The sequence below is a fragment of the Aeromonas sp. R5-1 genome, assembly GCF_040908265.1.
GTDB lineage: Bacteria > Pseudomonadota > Gammaproteobacteria > Enterobacterales > Aeromonadaceae > Aeromonas > Aeromonas caviae.
The window spans coordinates 1-22,423 of sequence record NZ_JBFODJ010000015.1 but is presented as its reverse complement, the minus strand read 5'-3'; the positions used below and the strand labels follow the sequence as shown (position 1 = coordinate 22,423).

30 protein-coding genes are annotated in these 22,423 nt (G+C 62.1%); 18 read left to right on the top strand and 12 right to left on the bottom strand.

Annotated elements, in window-relative coordinates:
• Positions 1-5: 5 nt before the first annotated feature.
• From lptA to AB5Y64_RS02565, 4 genes are read right to left on the bottom strand one after another with little or no spacing between them, the layout of a single operon-like run.
• Complete coding sequence (lptA, locus tag AB5Y64_RS02580) at positions 6-524, bottom strand: lipopolysaccharide transport periplasmic protein LptA (RefSeq protein ID WP_010675873.1); 519 nt, start codon at positions 522-524, stop codon at positions 6-8.
• On the bottom strand, positions 511-1,071 hold the full coding sequence (lptC, locus tag AB5Y64_RS02575; protein WP_039040473.1) for an LPS export ABC transporter periplasmic protein LptC: 561 nt from the start codon (positions 1,069-1,071) through the stop codon (positions 511-513). The genes lptA and lptC overlap by 14 nt, the downstream gene beginning before the upstream one ends.
• On the bottom strand, positions 1,068-1,622 hold the full coding sequence (gene kdsC / locus AB5Y64_RS02570; RefSeq protein WP_041211851.1) for a 3-deoxy-manno-octulosonate-8-phosphatase KdsC: 555 nt from the start codon (positions 1,620-1,622) through the stop codon (positions 1,068-1,070). The genes lptC and kdsC overlap by 4 nt, the downstream gene beginning before the upstream one ends.
• The gene (locus tag AB5Y64_RS02565) at positions 1,622-2,617 is read right to left on the bottom strand and encodes a KpsF/GutQ family sugar-phosphate isomerase (RefSeq protein WP_029314845.1); all 996 of its coding nucleotides are present in this window, start codon (positions 2,615-2,617) and stop codon (positions 1,622-1,624) included. The genes kdsC and AB5Y64_RS02565 overlap by 1 nt, the downstream gene beginning before the upstream one ends.
• Before the next feature lie 206 nt (positions 2,618-2,823).
• Between AB5Y64_RS02565 and mlaF the strand changes: the two genes are divergently transcribed.
• From mlaF to murA, 7 genes are read left to right on the top strand one after another with little or no spacing between them, the layout of a single operon-like run.
• Entirely contained in the window at positions 2,824-3,624 is an 801-nt protein-coding gene (gene mlaF / locus AB5Y64_RS02560; protein ID WP_029314846.1) for a phospholipid ABC transporter ATP-binding protein MlaF, read from the top strand.
• Positions 3,624-4,403 carry a lipid asymmetry maintenance ABC transporter permease subunit MlaE gene (gene mlaE / locus AB5Y64_RS02555; RefSeq protein ID WP_010675878.1) on the top strand — a complete coding sequence of 260 codons (780 nt, stop codon included), beginning with the start codon at positions 3,624-3,626 and terminating at the stop codon, positions 4,401-4,403. Before mlaF ends, mlaE begins: the two co-directional genes overlap by 1 nt.
• A 7-nt stretch (positions 4,404-4,410) precedes the next feature.
• The gene (gene mlaD / locus AB5Y64_RS02550) at positions 4,411-4,908 is read left to right on the top strand and encodes an outer membrane lipid asymmetry maintenance protein MlaD (RefSeq protein WP_010675879.1); all 498 of its coding nucleotides are present in this window, start codon (positions 4,411-4,413) and stop codon (positions 4,906-4,908) included.
• 2 nt (positions 4,909-4,910) lie between these two features.
• Entirely contained in the window at positions 4,911-5,543 is a 633-nt protein-coding gene (gene mlaC, locus AB5Y64_RS02545; protein ID WP_039040470.1) for a phospholipid-binding protein MlaC, read from the top strand.
• Entirely contained in the window at positions 5,540-5,812 is a 273-nt protein-coding gene (locus AB5Y64_RS02540) for a lipid asymmetry maintenance protein MlaB (RefSeq protein ID WP_010675881.1), read from the top strand. The genes mlaC and AB5Y64_RS02540 overlap by 4 nt, the downstream gene beginning before the upstream one ends.
• Positions 5,812-6,069, top strand: a complete 258-nt coding sequence (ibaG, locus tag AB5Y64_RS02535; RefSeq protein ID WP_010675882.1) for a BolA family iron metabolism protein IbaG — start codon at positions 5,812-5,814, stop codon at positions 6,067-6,069. Before AB5Y64_RS02540 ends, ibaG begins: the two co-directional genes overlap by 1 nt.
• A gap of 19 nt (positions 6,070-6,088) precedes the next feature.
• Positions 6,089-7,345 (top strand): UDP-N-acetylglucosamine 1-carboxyvinyltransferase, encoded by a 1,257-nt coding sequence (gene murA / locus AB5Y64_RS02530; protein WP_201957396.1) that lies wholly within the window; start codon positions 6,089-6,091, stop codon positions 7,343-7,345.
• 163 nt (positions 7,346-7,508) lie between these two features.
• On the opposite strand, the gene AB5Y64_RS02525 is transcribed toward murA, so the two are convergent.
• Together AB5Y64_RS02525 and glpX are read right to left on the bottom strand one after the other, a co-directional pair.
• On the bottom strand, positions 7,509-7,760 hold the full coding sequence (locus tag AB5Y64_RS02525) for a YkgJ family cysteine cluster protein (protein ID WP_049637177.1): 252 nt from the start codon (positions 7,758-7,760) through the stop codon (positions 7,509-7,511).
• A gap of 355 nt (positions 7,761-8,115) precedes the next feature.
• Positions 8,116-9,126 (bottom strand): class II fructose-bisphosphatase, encoded by a 1,011-nt coding sequence (glpX, locus tag AB5Y64_RS02520; RefSeq protein ID WP_161646689.1) that lies wholly within the window; start codon positions 9,124-9,126, stop codon positions 8,116-8,118.
• Positions 9,127-9,344: 218 nt separating this feature from the next.
• On the opposite strand from glpX, the gene AB5Y64_RS02515 reads away from it, so the two are divergent.
• Entirely contained in the window at positions 9,345-10,403 is a 1,059-nt protein-coding gene (locus AB5Y64_RS02515; protein WP_029313567.1) for a porin, read from the top strand.
• 82 nt (positions 10,404-10,485) lie between these two features.
• On the opposite strand, the gene AB5Y64_RS02510 is transcribed toward AB5Y64_RS02515, so the two are convergent.
• Entirely contained in the window at positions 10,486-10,965 is a 480-nt protein-coding gene (locus tag AB5Y64_RS02510; protein WP_053288084.1) for a GNAT family N-acetyltransferase, read from the bottom strand.
• A gap of 271 nt (positions 10,966-11,236) precedes the next feature.
• On the opposite strand from AB5Y64_RS02510, the gene AB5Y64_RS02505 reads away from it, so the two are divergent.
• The 3 genes from AB5Y64_RS02505 to AB5Y64_RS02495 all read left to right on the top strand — a co-directional run bounded on the left by AB5Y64_RS02505 (position 11,237) and on the right by AB5Y64_RS02495 (position 15,179).
• Positions 11,237-13,279, top strand: coding sequence for a TonB-dependent siderophore receptor (locus tag AB5Y64_RS02505; RefSeq protein WP_161469866.1), 2,043 nt, complete (start codon positions 11,237-11,239; stop codon positions 13,277-13,279).
• 65 nt (positions 13,280-13,344) lie between these two features.
• Positions 13,345-13,965 carry a PepSY-associated TM helix domain-containing protein gene (locus AB5Y64_RS02500; RefSeq protein WP_161957714.1) on the top strand — a complete coding sequence of 207 codons (621 nt, stop codon included), beginning with the start codon at positions 13,345-13,347 and terminating at the stop codon, positions 13,963-13,965.
• Positions 13,966-14,141: 176 nt separating this feature from the next.
• Complete coding sequence (locus AB5Y64_RS02495) at positions 14,142-15,179, top strand: acyltransferase (protein ID WP_368203217.1); 1,038 nt, start codon at positions 14,142-14,144, stop codon at positions 15,177-15,179.
• Here AB5Y64_RS02495 and AB5Y64_RS02490 read toward each other — a convergent pair.
• Entirely contained in the window at positions 15,151-15,507 is a 357-nt protein-coding gene (locus AB5Y64_RS02490) for a helix-turn-helix domain-containing protein (protein WP_042015355.1), read from the bottom strand. The two genes, AB5Y64_RS02495 and AB5Y64_RS02490, sit on opposite strands and share 29 nt — an antisense overlap.
• Before the next feature lie 121 nt (positions 15,508-15,628).
• On the opposite strand from AB5Y64_RS02490, the gene AB5Y64_RS02485 reads away from it, so the two are divergent.
• Positions 15,629-15,934: a monooxygenase gene (locus AB5Y64_RS02485; RefSeq protein ID WP_039040460.1), complete on the top strand. Its 306-nt coding sequence runs from the start codon at positions 15,629-15,631 to the stop codon at positions 15,932-15,934.
• On the opposite strand, the gene AB5Y64_RS02480 is transcribed toward AB5Y64_RS02485, so the two are convergent.
• On the bottom strand, positions 15,915-16,445 hold the full coding sequence (locus AB5Y64_RS02480) for a GNAT family N-acetyltransferase (protein ID WP_302097917.1): 531 nt from the start codon (positions 16,443-16,445) through the stop codon (positions 15,915-15,917). The genes AB5Y64_RS02485 and AB5Y64_RS02480 overlap by 20 nt on opposite strands.
• Before the next feature lie 45 nt (positions 16,446-16,490).
• Positions 16,491-17,105, bottom strand: coding sequence for an outer membrane beta-barrel protein (locus AB5Y64_RS02475; protein ID WP_270835311.1), 615 nt, complete (start codon positions 17,103-17,105; stop codon positions 16,491-16,493).
• A 201-nt stretch (positions 17,106-17,306) separates the two neighbouring features.
• Between AB5Y64_RS02475 and AB5Y64_RS02470 the strand changes: the two genes are divergently transcribed.
• On the top strand, positions 17,307-17,945 hold the full coding sequence (locus AB5Y64_RS02470) for an exopolysaccharide biosynthesis protein (RefSeq protein ID WP_266139937.1): 639 nt from the start codon (positions 17,307-17,309) through the stop codon (positions 17,943-17,945).
• A 63-nt stretch (positions 17,946-18,008) separates the two neighbouring features.
• Here the strand turns inward: AB5Y64_RS02470 and AB5Y64_RS02465 are convergent, their stop codons facing one another.
• A complete protein-coding gene (locus AB5Y64_RS02465) occupies positions 18,009-18,899 on the bottom strand; it encodes a sensor domain-containing diguanylate cyclase (RefSeq protein ID WP_042015352.1) in 891 nt (296 codons plus the stop codon).
• Between the two features lie 328 nt (positions 18,900-19,227).
• A complete protein-coding gene (locus tag AB5Y64_RS02460) occupies positions 19,228-19,812 on the bottom strand; it encodes a hypothetical protein (protein WP_010672673.1) in 585 nt (194 codons plus the stop codon).
• Positions 19,813-20,034: 222 nt separating this feature from the next.
• Here AB5Y64_RS02460 and AB5Y64_RS02455 point away from each other — a divergent pair, with 222 nt between their 5' ends.
• The 5 genes from AB5Y64_RS02455 to AB5Y64_RS02435 all read left to right on the top strand — a co-directional run.
• Complete coding sequence (locus AB5Y64_RS02455; RefSeq protein ID WP_368203215.1) at positions 20,035-20,670, top strand: Vat family streptogramin A O-acetyltransferase; 636 nt, start codon at positions 20,035-20,037, stop codon at positions 20,668-20,670.
• Between the two features lie 28 nt (positions 20,671-20,698).
• Entirely contained in the window at positions 20,699-21,115 is a 417-nt protein-coding gene (locus AB5Y64_RS02450; protein ID WP_161469862.1) for a GNAT family N-acetyltransferase, read from the top strand.
• Complete coding sequence (locus tag AB5Y64_RS02445) at positions 21,115-21,657, top strand: GNAT family N-acetyltransferase (protein ID WP_161469861.1); 543 nt, start codon at positions 21,115-21,117, stop codon at positions 21,655-21,657. Before AB5Y64_RS02450 ends, AB5Y64_RS02445 begins: the two co-directional genes overlap by 1 nt.
• A 226-nt stretch (positions 21,658-21,883) precedes the next feature.
• Positions 21,884-22,153: an AAA family ATPase gene (locus AB5Y64_RS02440; RefSeq protein ID WP_201873258.1), complete on the top strand. Its 270-nt coding sequence runs from the start codon at positions 21,884-21,886 to the stop codon at positions 22,151-22,153.
• Positions 22,154-22,193: 40 nt separating this feature from the next.
• The coding region (locus tag AB5Y64_RS02435; protein WP_368162399.1) for a transposase at positions 22,194-22,423 on the top strand (230 nt) is incomplete at its 3' end.

Genomic DNA, 22,423 nt, shown 5'->3' with positions numbered 1-22,423 from the left:
GTTTCCTACTTCTTCTGATCGGCGGGTTTGTCAAAGTTCTCCACCTGATCCGGCAGGAACACCGTCTTGACGCGCTGGGTGGGCCCCTTGCTCTCGGCAATCATCTTCTGCTTGACGATGTCGTAGCGAATGAGATCGCCGGTCACCTGGCTGTCTTCCTGCTTGAGCTGGCCATTGCCGGTGATGGTCACCAGCCGGTTCTTAAGCTCGTAGCGGATGCTGTTGCCATGGGCATTAACCGGTTTGCCGTTGTCCAGCACCTGGAAGAAGGTGGCTGGGTTGCCATACGCGGTCATGACCTCGGCGCCCTTGTCGCCGGAGCGGATCACCACCACCTTGTCAGCCTTAATCTTGATGGTGCCCTGGGTGATGATGACATCCTCGCTGAAGGTGATGCGGTTGTCCTGCATCTCGGCCACCTGCTTGACAGCATCCACATAGACCTTCTCGGCAAAGTCGGACTCTTTGGCATTCAGGGAACCGCACAGCAACAGGGCCGTGAGGGCCAGATTAACGTTTTTCATTGAAATAAGTGGCATGGCCTTTATCCAGTAACTCGAAATATTTACGTTCCAGGTGACCCTTGAGGCCAACGCCCTCGGTCTGGAACTCCTGGCCCACAATGCTGATGTGCTGGTTGCTTCTCATCCCCTGCGTCACCAGATCCAGCTCCAGATAGGAGGTATCCAGCGTGGAGATGAAGGAGGCGGGCAGCAGACCGTCCAGATGCACCTTGTCACGGAGGATCACATTGTCATCGGTGTTGAGCACCCCGGTTTCGGCCGTCAGCTTCCATTCGGCCGCGCCCTTGTCATCGAACATGTAGACCACCGGCTTGGTGAAAGTGGCCTGCTCGAGCACCTGGTAGTACTCCGCATATTCGGATTCCAGCCGCTCGGTGCGCTTGCCCTGCTCGTTGAAGCGGGTCGTCACCAACTCTCTGGCGGTGAAGTCCGGTTGAAAATTTTCCGTCTTGGTGGTCGGCTCGGGGACCAGCTCGATCTCCCCCAGCTGCCAGGCCGCCAGCGCAGCCAGAAACAGCAGGCCGAACAGCACAGTCTGTTTGTTCATCGCGACGCCTCGGGTTGATAGTCAGCCAATCCCTGGGCCTGCAAGATCAGGTCGCACACCTCGCGCACGGCCCCGACGCCACCGCCAAGCCGCGTCACCAGATCCGCCTTCGCCAGCACAAGCGGATGGGCGTCGGCAACGGCGATACCCAGGCCGCAAGCCTGCATCACCGGTAGATCGATGGTGTCATCTCCCATATAGGCGGCTTGCGATGCATCCAGCCCGAGCTTGGTCAGCAAGGCCTCGAAGTGGGGCAGCTTTTGGTCTGCACCCTGCACCAGGTGCTGGACTCCCAGACTCTTCATGCGATCGCTGACGATGCGGGAGTTTCGCCCCGTGATGATGGCAATCTCGATGCCCGCATTGAGCAGGGCACGCATGCCGGCACCGTCACGGGTGCAGAAAGTCTTCAGCTCTTCGCCGTTATTGCCCATATAGATGAAGCCGTTGGAGAGCACCCCATCCACATCGCACACCAGCAGGCGGATCTGCGCCGCCTTCTCGTACTGGCTGCGCGTCACCGGACCATAGAGGGTCGGTACGTCTTGCATCAAATTACTCCGGCTTTCAGCAGGTCATGCATGTTGAAGGCACCCAGCGGGTGTCTCTCCCCATCCACGACCAACAACCCGTTGATTTTCCTGGTTTCCATCAGCTTGACGGCCTCGGCAGCCATCATCTCAGGCCCTACGGTAACACAGTTCACCGTCATGACGCGGCTGATGGGGGTGTGATGAATATCCACCTGCAGGTCCAGAATGCGGCGCAGGTCACCATCGGTGAACAGACCGGCAAGCAGCCCTTGATCGTCCACCACCGCCGTCATGCCGAGCCCCTTGCGGCTCACTTCCAGCAGCGCCTGGCTGATGGTGGCATCTATCCCCACCTTGGGCAACAGCTCGCCGCTGTGCATCAGATCGCCCACTCGCAACAGCAACCGCTTGCCGAGGGACCCGCCCGGGTGCGACAGCGCAAAGTCATCGGCGGTGAAGCCACGGGCCTCCAGCAGGGCCACGGCCAGCGCGTCCCCCATCACCAGGGTGGCGGTAGTGCTGGATGTCGGGGCCAGACCGAGGGGGCAGGCCTCTTTCTCCACCTTGATGCACAGGTGCACGTTGGCCTCTTTCGCCATGGTGGAAGCAGGATTGCCTGTCATGCAGATGAGTGGAATGCCGCGGCGCTTGAGCACCGGCAGCAGGGCCAGGATCTCGTCGCTCTCGCCGGAGTTGGAAATGGCGATGATGAGATCCCCGGCTGAGATCATGCCGAGATCCCCGTGGCTGGCCTCGCCCGGGTGCAGGAAGAAGGCGGGCGTTCCCGTGCTGGCCAGGGTCGCGGCAATCTTGTTGCCGATATGACCCGACTTGCCCATGCCGGTCACCACTATCTTGCCGCCACAGCGCAGCACCATCTCGCAGGCGCGCTCGAACGCCTCGTCAAGGTACTGGTAGAGTCCATCAATGGCTTGTTTTTCTATGTCCAGCACCGCTCGGGCGCTGCGACGGAAATCGAACAATTCAGACACTTTTTCAGGCTTTACAGACATAAAGGCACAGCTCCGGGCCGAAATTTGCTGCGGGATTATAAAAAAGTCTGCCGAGATAAGCGAATCGGATGCGGAATGGGCGGTCATTGACGCAGGTTGTTACATAAAACTGTCGCGTACTTGGGGGGGAAACCCGCTCAATAGTTGTTCCTCGCTGTTGCTTAGACCTAGACTAGCCCATAAAATTCGCTCTTCATTTATACCGGATGGACAATTGTTTGAACGATGACCTGATCACCATCTCCGACCTGACCTTCAGTCACGGGGATCGGCTGCTGTACGACAGGATCAACCTGACCATTCCCCGTGGCAAGGTCACCGCCGTCATGGGTCCGAGCGGGATCGGCAAGACCACCTTGCTGCGCCTGATCGGGGGCCAGCTCAAGCCTGAGTCCGGTCACATCCTGTTTGACGGAGAAGACGTTCCCACTCTCTCCCGTTCACGCCTGTATGAAGTGCGGAAACGGATGAGCATGCTGTTCCAGAGTGGCGCATTGTTCACCGGCATGACCGTCTTCGACAACGTGGCCTTCCCGCTGCGGGAGCACTCCGGCCTGCCGGAAGAGCTGATCCGCACCATCGTCATGATGAAACTGCAGGCTGTCGGTCTGCGCGGGGCGGCCAAGCTGATGCCGTCCGAGCTCTCCGGTGGCATGGCGCGTCGCGCGGCCCTGGCGAGATCCATCGCGCTGGATCCGGATCTCATCATGTATGACGAGCCCTTCGTGGGGCAGGACCCCATCACCATGGCGGTGCTGGTGAAGCTCATCAAGGAGCTCAACGATGCCCTCGGCATCACCTCCGTCATCGTCACCCACGACGTGAAGGAGGTGCTGAGCATCGCCGACTACGCCTACATCATCGCCAACCGCAAGGTAGTGGCACACGGCACACCGGAGCAGCTGCGCGAGGAGCACAATCCCGAAGTCGAGCAGTTCCTCAAGGGATTGCCCGACGGTCCTGTTCCGTTTCATTTTCCGGCAGGCGACCTGCTACAGGATCTGTGATGTTGACAAGTCAGATAAGCAAGTTGGGCCGCAGCGGTGTGCGTTTCATCAACGCCGTCGGCCGGGCAACCATCATGCTGTTTCATGCACTGGCAGGACGACCCCAGCCACGCAAGCACTTCCCGCTGCTGGTGCAGCAACTGTATGTGGTGGGAGTGCAATCCGTCGCCATCATACTGGTGTCAGGCCTCTTCATCGGCATGGTGCTCTCCCTGCAGGGTTACAACGTATTGAAGGATTTCGGCGCAGAGCAGAGCCTGGGGCCTCTGGTTTCCCTCTCCCTGCTCCGTGAGCTGGGTCCTGTGGTCACCGCCCTGCTGTTCGCCGGTCGTGCGGGCTCCGCCCTCACCGCCGAGATCGGCCTGATGAAGGCCACCGAGCAGCTCTCCAGCCTGGAGATGATGGCGGTCGATCCGCTGCGCCGGGTCGTGGCGCCCCGCTTCTGGGCCGGGGTCATCAGCATGCCGCTGCTGGCCTTCATGTTCAGCCTGATCGGCATCTTTGGCGGCAAGCTGGTTGGTGTCGACTGGCTGGGGGTGGACGAAGGCAGTTTCTGGTCCGCCATGCAGGCCTCCGTCGACTGGCAGGACGACATCATGCAGGGCGCCATCAAGAGCCTGATCTTCGCCCTGGTGGTGACCTGGATAGCGCTCTTCAACGGCTATGATGCCAAACCGACCTCGGCCGGGATCAGTCAGGCGACGACCCGTACCGTGGTTCACTCATCCCTGGCCGTGCTCGGTCTGGATTTTATACTCACCGCAGTCATGTTTGGATAAGGGAAAGATGAAGTTCAGCAAAGTAGAATTTCTGGTTGGCGCCTTCATGCTGGCTGGCATCGCGGCCATTCTGGCATTGGCACTGCAAGTGGCGGGATTGAGTTTCAAACCGGAAGGAGAAACCTATACCCTGCGCGCCCATTTCGATAATATCGGCGGCCTGAAAGTGCGCTCGCCGGTCAAGGTCGGCGGCGTCGTCGTCGGTCGTGTCAGCGACATCACCCTGGATCCCAAGAGCCAGGTCCCCATCGTTTCCCTGCAGATGCAGAAGAGTGCCGGCGAGTTCTCCGAGACCAGCACCCTCTCCATCCTGACCTCTGGCCTGCTCGGTGAGCAGTACATCGGTCTGGCACCGGGGTTCAGCGATGAGGAGATGGGCACCAGCATGCTCAAGGATGGCGACATGATCGAAGACACCAAGTCCGCCATCGTGCTGGAAGATCTGATTGGCAAGTTCCTCTACAGCCAGTCCTCTCCGGCCAACACACCCGCAACCAAGGAGTAACCATGTTCAAGAAGATCGCCCTGATGCTGGGTCTGATGACCAGCATGCTGTTCTCCCTCGTCGCCCGTGCGGATGTCAACACTTCGGACCCCTATGCCCTCGTGGATCAGGCCGCCCAGCAGACCTTTGCCCGCCTGAAAGCCGATCAGGCCCAGGTGAAGAGCAACCCCGATCACCTGCGCGTTATCATCCGCGAGGAGCTGCTGCCCTACGTGGACAACCGCTTCGCCGCCTACAAGGTGCTCGGCAACCAGATCAAACAGACGACCCCTGCCCAGCGTGACGCCTTTGTGGACGTCTTCACCGAGTACATGGTGAGCTCCTACGCCGACGCCCTGGCACACTTTGACAAGCAGACCGTCAAGGTCCAGCCCGGTAAAGCCGCCGAGAGCAACATCACCGCCGTCAACGTCAGCGTGAAAGAGGCCGGCAAGCCGGACATCTTCCTCGAGTTCAAGCTGCGCAAGAACAACAAGACCGGCGAGTGGAAAGCCTTCGACATGGTTGCCGAAGGGATCAGCCTGCTCTCCGCCAAGCAGAACGAGCTGGGCGGCCTCATTCGCCAGAACGGCATCGATGCGGTGATCGCCCAGCTGCGTGAACACAACGCCAAGCCGCTGGTGATCAAGTCATGATCCTGAGCGGTGACTTGCAGGCCCCGCAGGTCAACGATCTGTGGCAACGCCGCGCCGACTGGTGGCAGGACGATCGGCTCGAACTCGGTGCCGTCACTACCCTGGATTCCGCCGGCCTTGCCCTGCTGGTCAAGTGGGCCAAGGCGGCACTGGCACGGGGTGCCACTCCGACACTGGTGGGTGCCTCCAACGATTTCCATACGCTGGCCAACCTCTACGGGGTGGCCAGCCTCTTTCATTCAACCCCGCTCACAACTGAGGACTCATAATGCAAGTCTCTGAAATTGAAGCGATACTCCTCGAGGCTTTGCCATTGTCCGAAGTCCATGTCAAAGGGGACGGCAGTCACTACCAGGTGATCGCCGTCGGCGACATGTTTGACGGCATGAGCCGGGTCAAGAAACAACAGGCCATCTATGCCCCGCTGATGGACAAGATCGCCACCAACGAGATCCACGCTCTCTCCATCAAGGCCTATACCGACGCCGAGTGGAAACGCGAGCGTAAATTCCAGCTGCCCTCCTGATTTGGTAAAGAAGTAAACCATGGACAAATTCAAGATCACCGGCCCCTGCACCCTCTCCGGTGAAGTGACCATCTCCGGCGCCAAGAATGCCGCCCTGCCCATCCTGTTTGCCACCCTGCTGTGTGACGAAGAGGTTCAACTCTCCAACGTACCGCGCCTGAAAGACGTGGGTACCACCCTCAAGCTGCTGGAGATGCTGGGCGCCACCACCAAGGTCAACGGCAACGTGACCGTGCTGACCGGCGCGGTAAACAATCATGTCGCCCCCTACGAGCTGGTGAAGACCATGCGTGCCTCCATCCTGGCCCTGGGCCCGCTGGCAGCCCGCTTCGGTGCAGCAGACGTCTCCCTGCCCGGCGGCTGTGCCATCGGTGCCCGCCCGGTCAACCTGCATGTCCACGGCCTGGAGCTGATGGGCGCGAAGATCGTCATCGAAGAGGGCTACATCAAAGCCCGCGTCGACGGCCGCCTGAAAGGTGCCCACATCCTGATGGACATGGTTTCCGTGACCGGTACCGAGAACCTGATGATGGCCGCCACCCTGGCTGACGGTCGCACCGTGATCGAAAACGCCGCCCGTGAGCCGGAGGTGGTCGATCTGGCCAACTTCCTCAACGCGCTCGGAGCTAACATTCAGGGCGCCGGCACCGATACCCTGACCATCGACGGCGTAGAACGTCTGCACGGTGGCAGCTACAGCGTGCAGCCCGATCGCATCGAGACCGGCACCTTCCTGGTAGGCGCCGCCGTGACCGGTGGCAAGATCACCTGCCGCAACACCGACCCCAGCCTGCTGGAAGCCGTACTGGTCAAACTGGAAGAGGCTGGCGCCCTGATTGAAAAGGGTGACGACTGGATAACCCTCGACATGACAGGTCGCACCCTGAAACCTGTCACCATCAAGACCGCCCCCTACCCGGCGTTCCCGACCGACATGCAGGCCCAGTTCACCGTGCTGAACGCGGTCGCCCAGGGCACCGGCATGGTCACCGAGACCATCTTCGAGAACCGCTTCATGCACGTGCCCGAGCTGGTACGGATGGGTGCCGACATCGAACTGCAGGGCAATGTGGCCATCTGCCGCGACACCCATCAGCTCAAGGGTGCCCAGGTGATGGCGACCGATCTGCGCGCCTCCGCCAGCCTGGTGCTGGCCGGCTTCGTGGCCGAAGGGGCCACCATCGTCGATCGCATCTATCACATCGACCGTGGCTACGAAGACATCGAGCACAAGCTGCAAGGCCTGGGTGGTCGCATCGAGCGCATCAAGGAATAAGCTGGCTTCACCATGAGCCGACGATAAAAAAGGCCCCCTCGCCAGGCGAGGGGGCCTTTTTCATGACTCCGAATGGCGGCACCCCCTTCTCCTCTTGCGGGAGAAGGGGCGGGGATGAGGAGGACAAGCAGACACCCTTTCCCCGAGGGAGAGGGTCAAGGGCTCAGGCGGTCAGCCGCTCCAGCTCGCCGATAAGCCAGATGGCCTCCTGGCGATGGGAGCCGCACACGTCCACCATGGGGCGAAAGCCGCCGCACACCGCCGGGCGCTCCGGCTGACCGAAGATCTTGCACCCCAGGTGCGCATCGAGCTGCACACAGGGCACACCGGCGGGCTTGCCATCCGGCATGCCGGGAATGGCACTGCTGATGCTGGGGGCGATGCAGCAGGCACCGCATCCCTGACGACATTCCATGTGATTTTTCCTCTGTGGGGCACCGCAGTGTAGCAAGGAGTCCGGTTTCTCCTAAGCCTTATCCCTGCCCGGGCACCCTGGCGCCCTGCAGAGCGCAAAAAGCCCGGCACTGCCGGGCTTTTTGCTGCTGGAGTCAGCACATCACAGGATGATGTCGCGTACCACGCTGTCCTTGCGATCCAGGAAGTGGATCGGCTTGATACGACGGCATGAGAGTACGTGACTTGCCGCCACCGCCATCCTCCTGCTTACAGGATGATGTCGCGTACCACGCTGTCTTTGCGATCCAGGAAGTGGATCGGCTTGATACGACGGCATGAGAGTACGTGACTTGCCGCCACCGCCATCCTCCTGCTTACAGGATGATGTCCCGTACCACGCTGTCTTTGCGATCCAGGAAGTGGATCGACTTGATACGACGGATGGTGCGCGATTTGCCGCGGATCAGCAGGGTCTCGGTGGTCGCCATGACGCCGTCGCTGGTGATCCCTTCCAGCAGATCACCCTTGGTGATGCCGGTGGCCGAGAAGATGACGTTGTCATTCTTGGCCAGATCTTCGAGCTTGAGCACCTTGCTCACGTCGATGCCCAGCTCCTCGCAGCGCGCGATCTCCTGTTCACCCAGGGCGCGAACCTCGGGGCTGTCACCCTTGACCTGGTGGCGGGGGATCAGGCGAGCCTGCATGTCGCCGTCCAGGGCACGGATCACCGCCGCCGAGATCACCCCTTCCGGCGCGCCACCGATGCCGTAGAGCATGTCCACTTCGCTGTCCGGCAGACAGGTGAGGATGGAGGCGGCCACGTCACCGTCGGGAATGGCGAACACCCGCACCCCCAGGCCCTGCATCTCCTTGATCGCCTTGTCATGACGCGGCTTGGCCAGGGTGATGACGGTCAGACGGGAGAGGGGCTTGCCGAGCGCCTTGGCCACGGCCTTGAGGTTCAGCTCCAGGGCCTGATCGAGATCGATGGCGCCTCTCGCCTTAGGGCCCACGATCAGCTTTTCCATGTACATGTCGGGGGCCTTGAGGAAGGATCCCTTGTCGCCCACCGCCAGCACGGCCAGGGCATTGGCCTGACCCATGGCGGTCATGCGGGTCCCTTCGATGGGGTCGACCGCGATGTCCACGGCGTCGCCCTGACCCATGCCCACCTTCTCGCCGATGTAAAGCATGGGGGCTTCGTCGATCTCCCCTTCGCCGATCACAATCTCGCCATCGATCTGGATCTGATTGAGGATGTGGCGCATGGCCGCCACGGCCGCGCCATCGGCGATATTCTTGTCACCACGTCCGAGCCACTTGTAGCCAGCCAGTGCAGCCGCTTCCGTCACTCGGGAAAATTCGATTGCCAGTTCACGTCTCATCGCATATCCAACCTTAGGAGCTCGAAAACGGGCGGCATTCTACCACAAGGGCAAACCTTTGCGCGTAAAAGTGGCGACCAGCCACATAAATCCCGGTTTTCATCCCGCTGACATGGAACCGACACGGTTTGTTCATTGCACGGTCACCCGACTGTCATCTGTCACTTCTAGCATGGCCCCGTCTTTTAAAACAAAAGCTTGCAACACAAGGGATCATGATGAAAAAGCTGACAGTAGTAGCATTGGCTCTTACCGCCGCCTTCCAGGCTCAAGCCGTCGAAGTGTACAAAAACGAGAGCACCCTGCTCGACCTCTACGGCCGCATCTACGCCGGCCAGTTCTTCGGCGAGAAGAAAGAGCTGGACGCCAACGGTGACATCAAGAACGAATACAGCGACAAGCAGGGGGCCAACCAGTTTGTCCGTCTGGGCGCCAAGGTAGAGAGCGAGATCAACCCGGGTCTCAAGGCGCTGGCCCAGTACGAACTGCAGATGTACATCAACGACAGCGAGAAGACCGTCAGCGAGAACTCCGACAACCTGCGTACCCGTCTGGCGTTCGCCGGTGTCGGCGCCAACTGGGGAACCGTCACCTTCGGTCGCCAGAAGGGGGCTCCTGGCTTCCTGGCGGACTGGACTGATGTCTCTCTCTCAGATGGTTACGGCAACGAGGCACTGGGCGCCAAGACCGACACCTTCGCCACCAACCGCGCCGGCTCCGTGCTGAAGTACTCCGGTCTGTTCAACGGTTTCCAGGTCGATACCAGCTACAAGTTCGATGGCGGTGACACCGAAGAGACCTCCAGCAAGGACAGCGATGCCGCCTACGGTGCCGCCGTGGCCTACACCTTCCCGTTCAACCTCTCCCTGGGGACCGCCTACAACGTGGGCATCCGCGACAAGAGCGGTGAAGAGGATGCCAAGCTGTGGCTGCTCTCCGCCAAGTACGACAACAAGGCCCTCTACGCTGCTCTGAGCTATGCCGACGGCAGCGACTTCCTGGCCACCGGCAAGGATCACACCGGCTGGGAAGGGGCGCTGGGTTACAACTTCGAGAGCGGCTTCGGCCTGATGGCCCTGTGGAACAAGCAGAAGGTGGAGCAGGCTGGCAAGTCTGACTACGACTCCATCGACTACTACACCCTGGGTGCCCAGTACAAGTTCAACAAGAACCTGCGCGTCATCGGCGAGTACCGCATCAACAACCTCGACAGCCATGACAGCGGCAAGCTCAACACCAAGGATGACTTCCAGCTGGCGGCCCGCTACGACTTCTAAGTCGGCAACCACCTGACGACACGGCGGGCAGAGCACTCTGCGCGCCGTTTTTCATTTGGGATGATCGCGTTGTCACTGAGGCTCAGAGCTTCTTCTGCCAGAACATGGCCCGGCCCACCTCAGGATCGAGCTCATAACCCGCAAAGCCGCTGGCGCGATAGGCAGCCTGGGCCACCTTGTTCCCCTCCAGCACCTCCAGGGTCAGCTTGCAGCAACCGAGCTCCCGGGCGAGCCGCTCCGCCTCCGCCAACAGCTGCTTGCCGATGCCCTGGCCGCGATGGGCAGGGTGCACCGCCACGTCGTGGATATTGAGCAGCGGCTGACAGGCGAAGGTCGAAAAACCCTCGAAGCAGGTGGCAACGCCAGCGGGCTCCCCATCGACCCAGGCCAGCAGCACATGAGCACCGGGTCGCGCGGCCAGTGCTTCGGCCAGATTCGCCTTCACCTCGTCCGCCAGTGCACTGCCGCCCCCCATCTCGTCCCTGGCGTATTCGTCCAGCATCGCGATCAGCGCCTCGCCGTGGCGAGGGTTGTGCAGATCCGCCCTGATGATCTCGACCATGTTTCTCTCCCTGTGTGTTCCGGATGGTGCGCCAAGGCGCGAGGCCACCATGGTAGCGTCCCCTCCGAACCGAACCAAGGTTCCCCCGGCCTTTTCCCCGAGGTTCCAGCCCCCTCAGTGCCTGCCGCCAATGATCTCTTTTTCTTGCATCTTCTCCTTGCAAGGCAAATGAAAATCAATATCATTAGCAACCTCTTGCGATGAGAGAAATCAATAATTACAATTAAATCAACAAGTTCAGGCCGATTGGTCGACAAAGAGTCACACCCAGATGAACCATTCCAACCCCCCGCGCGCCTTGCTGGGCGTCGCCTTGCTGGCGGTTTGCACCAGCCCCCGTGCCGAAGACGAAACTCTGACCGTGGTCGGCAAACGCAGCCAGCATGAAGAGGTCGCCACCGCGACCCGCACCGCCACCCCGGCCAAGCTGGTGCCCCAGAGCATCGAGAGCGTCAAGGCAAGCGAGCTGACCGCCTTCGGCCAGCCCACCCTGAGTGAAGCCCTGACCGGCATCCCCGGCGTCAACGCCAGCGGCGACACCCGCTTTGACGGCGTCACCATCCGCGGTTTCAGCGCCAGCAACGACTTCTACCTCGACGGCCTGCGCGACGACATGCAATACACCCGCGACCTTGGCAATATCGAACGGGTCGAAGTGCTCAAGGGCCCCGCCGCCGTGCTCTACGGCCGTGGCAGCACGGGCGGCATCGTCAACCGGGTCAGCAAGGTTCCCCAGAAGGGGCAGGCCTCCAGCGTCAGCGCCCAGGTCGGCAGCTTCGACAGCCGACGCTTCGCCGCCGATCTCAACGGCGAGGCAGGAGAGCGGGTACAGGTGCGCCTGAACCTGGCCCAGGAGGACAAGGAGAGCTTTCGCGACGACGTGACCAGCAAGCGCACCCTGCTGGCCCCCTCCGTCAACTGGGAGATCACCGACACCCTGAACTGGCTGGTGCAATACGAGCGCAACGAGCACGATCGCACCCCGGATCGCGGCATTCCCGGCGTCGATGGTCGCCCGGCGGATGTCCCCATCGAGAGCGTCTACAGCGACACCCGCCGCGACTTCATCGACGATGTGGCCCAGTCCACCCGCTCCCGCTTCACCTGGGACATCAACGATCAGTGGCAACTGCGCCAGCAGCTCGGCTACACCACCCTCGACAGCCAGTTCGACAATACCTATGTCACCAGCGTCAAGGGTGACAAGGTGACCCGCGCCCGCTGGCAGCAGGATCTCAAGGCCAGCAGCCTCACCAGCAACACCGAGGCGGAAGGCCAGCTGCAAACCGGCCCCATCGCCCATCGTCTGCTGGTGGGCCTGGAGCAAGGCTGGCAGGATCGCACCCCCAAGCTCTACCAGAACGCCAGCCCGATCCCGGCAGGCAACCTCTATGATCCGGGCTCCCTGCCCACCTACGACGGCGCCATGAAACTCTCCAGCGACGCCCATCACAGGGTGCGCGGTGTCGGCCTCTATGTGCAGGATCAACTCAGCCTGGGCGACTGGCACCTGCTGGCGGGACTGCGCCGCGACGACTTCACCGTCACCAGCCGCCGCAACGACCTCGACAAGGAAGAGACCCTCTCGGTCACCAGCCTGAGTCCGCGCCTGGGCCTGGTGTGGAACCCCATCGAGGAGCATGCCTTCTACACCTCCTACAGCAAGACCTTCACCCCGGTGGGCGGTGAGCTTATCGGCATCACCCCGGGGGACAAGAACAACAACCTGGATCCCCAGCACACCCGGCTCTATGAAGGGGGCGTGAAGAGCGACTGGCTGAACGGCCGCCTCGCCACCACCCTCTCCCTCTACCGGCTGGAGATGTACAACAAGCGCAGCAAGGATCCGCTGGATCCCACTAAGGTGATCCTCACCGGTCTGCAGCGCACCGACGGCATCGAGCTGAGCGCCCGTGCCCAGCTGACCGACGAGATCTATCTGCGCGGCGGCGTCGCCATCCAGGATGCCGAGCAGGTCAAGGCAGACGCGGACCTGCAAGGCAAGCGGCCGATGAACGTCTCCCGCCAGAACGGCCAGCTGTTCGCCGGCTACCAGAGCGGCAAGCAGGGCTGGTTCGGCGAGACCGGGGTGACGGCGGTGGGGGATCGCTTCGCCGACAACGCCAACACCACCACCTTGCCCGGTTACGCCCGCTTCGACGCCCGTGCCGGCTATCGCTGGCCCCAGTGGGAAGCCCAGCTGAGCGTGGAGAACCTGACCGATCACGACTACTTCGTCAGCGCCACCAGCGCGGCCCAGATCATGCCGGGCACGCCCCGTCAGCTGCACCTGACCGCCGCCTACCGCTTCTGATCCTCCCTGTTTACCGACCCCTCTGGCCAGCGTTCGCTGGCCAGATTGTTATGAAGCACCGAACGATGACACGCAGAAAACTCCCCCTGCACAACAACAAGTGGGTGCGCCGCATCCACGCCTGGGCCGGCTTTGCCACCCTCACCCTGATGCTGCTCTACGGCCTCACCGGCCTCTGGCTGCAACACAGGGCCGTGCTGCCCCTGCCCGGTCCCCACACCGCCAAATCGAGCGAAGAGATAGTACTGAGCACGCCGCTGGCCAGCCCGGATGAACTGAAAGCCCTGCTGCAACAGCGTTATGCAGACATGTTCGAGGAGGGGCGACCCCAGATCACCCCGCCCCAGACCCTGCCCACACCATCCGGCTCTCTCACCCTGCCGGCCCGCTGGGAGCTGCGCGGCGTCACCCTCAGCCAGAGCGTGGCCGCCAGCTATGTGGAAGGCACTCTGCTGGTGCGCACCGAGCTGCAGCAGGCCAACTTCGCTGCCAGCCTCAACCGGCTACACCGTGGCATGGGCACCGGCCTGCCCTGGCAACTGGTGGGGGATCTGGCGGCCCTGGCCATGCTGCTGCTGGCCCTCACCAGCCTGCTGATGTGGAACAAGCTGCACGGCCCCGCCGGTCGCGGCATCACCCTGCTGCTGCTGGGCGCCCTGGTCACCGTGCTGGTGGCCCTGCTCTAGCCCTTTTACCGACACCAAAACGGGATCCCGCTCCCGGCGGCGGTAACCTTGCCCGCACCTCGGGTAACAAAGGGTAACCGGCCGCCGATGGGGGTCACAGTTGGCGACCAGGCGGCTGGATAGGGAGCACCTACGGCTGATAGGGTGCGCCCAGCTCCCGAACGCCACGAGGAATCATGCGCATCTCCAGCATCGAATGCGGGCGAGTGGTGGCCATCCTGGCCGTGATGACCATCCATCTCTCCCCTTTCAGCAACCCCTTCGACCCCGCCCTGTGGGACGGCACGCCCTACCCTCTGGTCGGGGCCGTCATCAACCAGCTCTGCCGCTTCGCGGTACCGCTGTTCTTCCTGTGCGCCGGTTACTTCTTGCAATCCGCCCTCGCCGCGGGCCACCCGCTGACCGTCGCACTGCGCTACTGCCGACCCCTGCTGGGACTCTGGCTGGCGTGGAGCCTGCTCTACGTGCTGATACCCTTCAACCCGCTCGCGGCGGTGAGCGAGGGCTACCTGCCCGCCATGGCAGGCCAGTGGCAGATGCAGCTCGGGGATCATCTCAACGTCTGGTGGGTGGGCGGCATGATCCACCTCTGGTTCCTGCCCGCCCTGATAGTGGCGGTGCTGATCCTGGGGCTCTGCCAGCAGGCCCGCCTGCCAAGGCTGGCCCTGCTGCTGGGGGCCCTGCTCTACGCCCTGGCCCTGATCGGCGGCTCCTATGGCCCGCTGCTGCCGGGGGGCGAGTGGGCCCTGCTGACCCGCAACGGCCCCTTCTTCTCCTTGCTGTTCGTGGCGCTTGGCGCCGAGCTGCGCCTGCGTGCCTGGCAGCCGGACGCCAGGCGCTGCGCCCTGATGATGATGGCGGGGATGGGGCTCTACGCCCTGGAGGCCGCAGGTCTGCTGCGCGTTGCCGCCGTCCCCCTCGCTCGTCATGATTTCCTGCTGGGTTCGCTCCCCTGGGCGCTGGGGCTGTTCGGCCTGCTGCTGGCCAACCCCGCATGGGGCAAAGGCAGCTGGCTGGAGCGCCAGGCACCCAAGGTGCTCGGCCTCTACTGTCTGCACATGATGCTGGTGGTGTGGCTGATGATCTTCGGCCCCCAGGGCAAACAGGTGTGGTGGGAACTCCTCAAGGTACCCGCGCTGCTGGCGCTCACTCTGCTCGGCTACCGACTGCTGGCGACCACCGCCCTCAGCCGCTGGTTGCTGCGGGCTCGCTAGAAACAGGACCCTGACCAGCCAGCAGATCAACGTGGTTCAGCGCAAAATCGTGCATCTGCTGAAGCAGGGGGATCAGGGCGACGCCAAGCGGGCTCAGGCTGTACTCCACCCTGGGCGGTACGTCGGGGTAGAGGGTGCGAATGATGACACCGTCGCTCTCCAGCTCCTTGAGCTGGGCGGTGAGCACCTTCTGGCTCACCTCGGGCAGGCAGCGGCGCAAGTCGCCAAAGCGCAGGGTCTGTTCGCGCAGATGAAACAGAATGGCCGGCTTCCATTTGCCGGTCAGCAGGCGCAATACCTGATAGGCGGGACAGGGCAGTGAGGGCACGGTATGGCTCGTGAGTGGTTACTTTGCGGTAACTATGCCACGAAAATGTGCCTTCTTGCAGCCAAGATGCTGGCTTCCTATGATGCGGATTCCGTCAATCAACGCCCACGAGAGGTTTATCATGCCCAGCCTGCTGCAAATCCATTTCAACTTCCCCGCCGAGATGATGGGACCGGCCCTCACCGCTGCGGCCATGCCGCTGGCCGACTCCATCACCCGGGAGCCGGGCTTCATCTCCAAGATCTGGACCGAGAACCCGCGCACCGGCGAGGCGGGCGGCATCTATCTGTTCGAGGATGAGGGGAGCGCCCTCGCCTACGCCACCATGCACGAGCAGCGGGTGCTCGCCATGGGCGCCAGCGCGGTGCAGTACAAGGTGTTCGACGTCAACGAGCCCCTCAGCCGCGTCACGCGCGGTCTGGTGTGATCCCCTCGCCCAGCAGTAACCGGTAGCTTGTATCCTGCTGCCAGATGAAGCCCAGCCGCTCAAATAGCCGCTGGCTGGGCAGATTGTCCGGTTCGATATCCGCAAGCAGGGTGACGATGCCAAGCTGGCGGGCATAGGCGATCAGGGCGCTCAGCGCCTCCCCCATCAGACCTTGTCCCCAGTGGCTGCGGGCCAGCATGCAGCCCACCTCCGCCTGGCGCAGGCTGGCGCCGGCCGCAAAGCTGTGCAAGCCGCAGGTGCCCACCAGGCGGCCGCTGCCGCGTAACACCAGCCCCCACTCCAGCGACTCGCCGCCAGCCAGCAACCGCTCGACGCTAGCCAGCATCTGCGACACGGTGGCAAGGGAGGGAAACGGCGGCTCCCCGACGAAGCGCATCACCAGGGGATCCCCGTAGATGGCGAAGAGATCGGCAGCATCCCGCCCATCGAAGGGGCGCAGTCGCCCCCTTGGGGTCAGCAGTACGGGCAGTTCACGGGGCAGGGATGGCACGGAGTTGTATCGCCTTGTCTGGTCAAAGGAGTCCAATCATGAGGCTCAGAACCTCAGGGTCAAGCCGATATTGGCCTGCCACTGGGTGATCAGCTCCCCTCGCACCCGAAAGGCGCAGATCTCGGGGTTGCAGAGAAACTGGCTGTCGTCGTTGACCAGGGCACCATAACCGCGCACCTCGGCCCGCACGGCCAGATGTTCGGTCAGGCGCGGCTGCACCCCGAGGGCCAGGGACATGGAAGGGGCCGTCTCGCTGTCGTAGGCATCGAAGCGGGTGACCCCGATCCCGGCGCCGATATAGGGGGCCATCAGGTTGTCCGAGAGAGTCAGGGCCCCGGCAAACTGCAGGGTGTCCACCGTCAGCCTGTCGGGCAGTTCGGGGGACACCCGGGTCGACTGGTGGCTGTAGAGCAGCTCTATCATGCCAGGGTCGTCCACCTCCCTGCTGATGAAGAGCCCCCAGCTGCCGGAGCGCTCCCCTTGCAGGGTGTCGATGTCGCTCCCGTGCGGCGTGGGGGCCGGCTCGTCCATGGCCCGAAAGTCGATGGCCGAGCTGTATCCCGCAAAGGGAGTCAGCTGCCAGCCCGTCGCCGGGGGCTCGGCTGCCCAGCCCGCCAGGGGCAGCAGCAGCCCAGGCACCATCCCCATCGCTCCTCTCATGTGCTCATCCTTTGGTGAAAAGACCTGCGCAAAGCATATCAGAGCGCCCGTCTCCCACACTGGACGGGGGCTGTACCAGCCCCGTTGCCCCGCTCCCGATGGAAAAATCTGTGATCCCCGGGGTTATTCATCCGGGATTAACCTCGCCCCCGTAAGCTGACGGCGCCACAGCGGTGGCATCAACAGACGAGGATCTCAGGAATGGTTGCCGCGCAACTCAACGACCCCCAAAGCACGCTTTCCGATACCCTGAGGGCCACCGCCCACGCCATCGAGGAGAGCCACATCAGCCTGCGCCAGATGCTGGCCCTGGTGGGCGAGCAGGGCATGCTGCTGTTTTGCGTGCTGCTCACGGTTCCCTTCCTGCTGCCGGTTTCCATTCCCGGCGTCAGCACCCCCTTTGGCCTGCTGATCCTCTTCATCGGCATCGGCATCACCCTCAACCGGGTGCCCTGGCTGCCCGCCTTCCTGATGGAGCGCCGCTTCGCCGCCGAGCACCTCAAGCCGACCCTGCACAAGGGGGCGGATCTGCTGGCCCGCATCGACCGCTTCATCCGCCCGCGCCTGCTCATCCTGACCGGCAGCGTGACCATCAACCGCTGCAACGGCCTGCTCATCATGCTGGCCGCCCTGCTGCTGATGCTGCCGCTGGGCGCCATTCCCTTCACCAACGCCATGCCCGCCTGGGCCATCCTGCTGCTGACCATCGGCATGTTGCAGCGGGACGGGCTCTTCGTCGCCCTCGGCTATGCCCTGGTCGCCGCCACCCTGGTCTGGTTCAGCGCCCTGGCCATCGGCCTGCTGATGGCGGGGCAGAATATCTCGACCCTGTTCGGCTGATCTGGTTCGGCCAAATGAAAGAGGGCGACCCCGGGTCGCCCTCTTTCCTGTTCACTGCGCCCCTCAGGGCGCCCCATCGTGGGCCACCCGGTTGCGCCCGCCCCGCTTGGCCCGATAGAGCCACTCGTCCGCCCGGGCCAGCACGGTGCCAAGATCCTCTCCCGGCCGGATCAGGGTGGTGCCCAGGCTCACGGTCACGGGGGCGGGATCCGGCGCCATAGCCGCCACTGCGGCGCGGATCCGCTCCGCCACCTTCAGCAATATCCCCTCGTCGATCTGCGGCAGCAGGATCAGAAACTCCTCGCCACCGCTGCGCACGAAGAGATCCTCCCCCCGCAACTGGGCAGAGACGCACTCGCAGACCCGGCACAAGACCTTGTCACCGGTCTGGTGGCCGAAGCGATCGTTGATCTGCTTGAAGTGATCGAGATCCAGCATGATGAGGCCGGTGAGATGCTGCCCCTGCACCCTGTGGTGATACTGGTCGAAGAAGAAGTGGCGGTTGTAGAGGCCGGTGAGCTGATCCGTCTCCCCGAGCCGCTTGAGCCGCTGTTGCAGCTCGTGCTGGCGGGTGATGCTGCGTGTCATCCAGGCCACCGCCCGCTTCCCCTCATATAAAGAGGGCAAGGGCGCTATCTTGCCCTCGAAACGCTGCATTCCCTGGGGCCCGGCGTCGGCGTCGATGCCGTCCACCTCGGCGGGGGAGAGGTCATACTCCACCACCTGCACCTGGCCGCTGGCGAGGGCCTGAGCCACCTGCGCCATCACCCACTGCGCCTTGTCCTCGGGCAGCACGTCCAGCAGTTGTCTGCCGATCAGCGGGTTGCCGTTCTGGTAGGACTGCTGCTCCATCCCGCCGATGTACTCGATGTAGTAGCCATCTTCGCTGAGGATGAAAACGGGATCCGGCAACTGGGCCATCACTTCGTAGAGTTGTGCCACTGAGAGCGCCATCCGAGCTCCTTGCTATCCGTGGGAGTGGGTCCCTGTACTCCTGTTATACAAGACTCATGGAGTATCGCACAGGGGCAGAAAGCTGCCTGCCGGGCGGGAAGGATGCGGTCGGTGACGTGCTCACCGGACAAGCCTCCGGCAAAGTGAATGGTAGCAATCGGGGATGCTGTCAGAACCAGAGCTGTCAGACAGTCAGGAAGGTTTTTTTGCCTTCAGGCAGTGCGACATGCCAACCCCTGTGACGTCAGGGGCGCCACAGGGGTATTCCCGCCCCCGGACAAGGGGGGCAAGGCCGGATCCCGGTCAAGAGGGATCCGGCGAGCCGGCATCAGCGGGCAGCGGATCGGCTGGCATTCCAGAGCAGTTCACCGCTCTTGAGATCCATCAGGCTCATGGCGAGCCGGTAGCGGCCCCCTTCAGAGAGGAGATCCCCGTAGAGCATGTAACCCGCCCCGGTCTGGCGACCCAGACGCACCAGGGAGGCGGGGTTCATGCCCCCCTGCTGGTATTCGAGCTGACCCGTGATGGCCGCCACCTGGCCCGGGTCTGCGAAACGAAAGCCGCTATTGGCCTGAATGCGCTGGATCATGGCCACCGCCAGGGGCTGGGTGCTGAAGGGCTCACCTGTACCGTTCTGGGGCGCCATCAGCAGCAGTACCGGGCTGCTGCCCGCCAGCGCCTGCACATCGGCGGCCTTCAGGAAGTCATCGGCCAGGGCGACCGCCAGCCCCGTCGGTGCCACGGGTTTGGGAGCTGGCACCGGCTCGGCCTTGTCAGGCTCGGCCACGGGTTTCTCTGGTTTGGTCACCGGCTTGTCCGGCTCGCCGACCGGCGCAGGCGTCCCCCCATAGGGATTGACCGCACATCCGCCCAGCAGCAGGGCACCCACCATCAACAAGGAACGCAGCTTCATCTTTTCTCTCCGCCAGAAGTGTGCAAGGCGCACTTCGTCCATCATCCATTTTGACGGAGCCAGACTCCGCCGCCCCTCCATGCTAGAGACAAACCCGCCCCGGGTCGATGCGCACATGGGCAGGGGGCGACAGAGACTGGCGAAGCGGAGGGCACAAAAGGGTGGCAAGGCTCCACCCGATTCCGTTAGGGTAGCCAGAGCCCGGACCCCAGAGGAGCCCCCATGCACGGACCCGATCCCGCCAACCCCCACCCTATGAACGGCTTCCCCCAGGTGTGCTTTATCAAGAACACCATCAAGGGACCCAATATCGAGGTGGGTGACTACACCTATTACGACGATCCGGAGGATGCGGCGGGCTTCGAGCGCAACGTCCTCTACCACTTCCCCTTCATCGGCGACAAGCTCATCATCGGCAAGTTCTGCGCCATCGCCCGCGGGGTCAAGTTCATCATGAACGGCGCCAACCACCAGACCTCCGGCTTCTCCACCTATCCCTTCTTTATCTTCGGCAACGGCTGGGAGAGCGCCGCCCCGGCCCCTGGCAGCCTCCCCTACAAGGGGGATACCGTCATCGGCAACGATGTCTGGATAGGCTATGAGGCCCTGATCATGCCGGGGGTCAAGGTCGGCAACGGCGCCATCATCGCCGCCCGCTCCGTGGTCACCGGTGACGTGCCCGCCTACGCCGTGGTCGGCGGCAACCCCGCCAAGGTGATTCGCTATCGCTTCGACGACGACACCATCGCCCGTTTGGGCGCCCTCGCCTGGTGGAACTGGCCGGTGGAGCAGATCAGCCGCAACCTGCCGCTTATCAGCGGCGGCGAGATAGCCGCGCTGGAAGCGGCAACCCCATAGAGACAATCACCATCAAGCAGGAAGCACTATGCAACTCACCCCACCCCAACCGCCTCAGGACGATGAGATCGAAGCGCTGCGCATTGGCCTCTCGGGCTACAACAAGGATCACGCCGGCACCCATCTGCGCGAGCGGATCGCCAGCTTTATCAAGGATGAAGAGGGCAAGGTTCACGGCGGCATCATCGCCGACATCAAGTGGGGCTGGCTGCACGTCGACTGGCTCTGGATCGACGAACGCATCCGCCGCGATGGCTGGGGCGCCCGCCTGCTCGGCGCCATGGAGCAGTACGCCCAAAGCCAGGGCATCACCAACTACCATCTGGAAACCACCAGTTTTCAGGCTCTCCCCTTCTACCAGAAGCAGGGTTACGAGGTCTTTGGCCAGCTGCCCGATATGCCGCCGGGGCATATCAGTTACTTTCTGAAAAAGCAGGATAAGTGATGACATTCCAGCGCCTTACCAATGCCAATATCGTGATCCACCCGTTCGAACCTGCCGATGCCGACGAGTTTGTCCGCGCAGCCCACGAATCCATCGAGACGGTCGGCAAATGGATGAGCTGGTGCTCACGTTCATTTACTCGGGAGAGTGCACTGGAGTGGTTTGCCAGCTGCGAGCAGGATTGTGCGGCGGGACGCGCCTTTGATATGGGCATTTTCTGCGCCACCACCGGCCAACTGCTGGGTGGCGCAGGTATCAACCAGCTGTCGCCCCATCATCGCTACGGCAATATCGGTTACTGGGTACGCCAATCCCGCCAAGGCTGCGGCATCGCCCGACAGGCGGTCGCCCTGCTCCGTGACTTTGGCTTTCAGCAGTTGGGACTATTTCGGCTGGAGATAGTGATGGGGATCGGCAACAGCGCCAGCGAAGCGGTTGCTATGGCCGCAGGGGCAACCTTTGAGTGCCGGGCAAGGAATCGTATCTTCCTACATGGCCTGCCTATTGATGCGCATATCTATGCCCTTGTTCCCGCAGGCTGATATCTGTCAGGACGTAGCCTGTAGCGCCATCTAAATTGAGGCAGCATGTAACCTGAGTCAAAAATTTACTATGGACCGGTCGCAATTACGGAGATTCCTGAATGACCGATTCATTCAAGATTTACAACAAGTCTATAAAAGTTCCCTACGGGTCTCCACAAGAGTAAACTCTCTCACATACAAATAGCATTTTAATTTTTTAAAACTAATAGATAGGACTGAAACTGTGGCAAGACAACCTAACACGGTAAAAACCATTACAGGGCAAACTATAAACTCCATAAACATTAAAAAATTAAAATGCCTAAACGATTTAAATGAATTGACATTTACCCCTCATGCATTGACCGCGATCTTAGGGCCAAATGGAAGTGGAAAATCATCCATCTTACATGCCCTCGCAGGTGTTTATATGCCAGAGAAGGACTTTCCAGGCGAAGACAACAAACTAGGTGATTTTTTTCCTAGGGAAGGTGCGAACAAGTCCCTGATATGAGATCATGTTTGTCATCTGGAGCCATGGAGCAGGGTTCATCATGAGTCATCAACTTACCTTCGCCGACAGTGAATTCAGCAGTAAGCACCGTCAGACCAGAAAAGAGATTTTCTTGTCCCGCATGGAGCAGATCCTGCCATGGCAAAACATGGTGGAAGTCATCGAGCCGTTTTATCCCAAGGCTGGTAATGGCCGGCGACCTTATCCGCTGGAAACCATGCTACGCATTCACTGCATGCAGCATTGGTACAACCTGAGCGATGGCGCGAT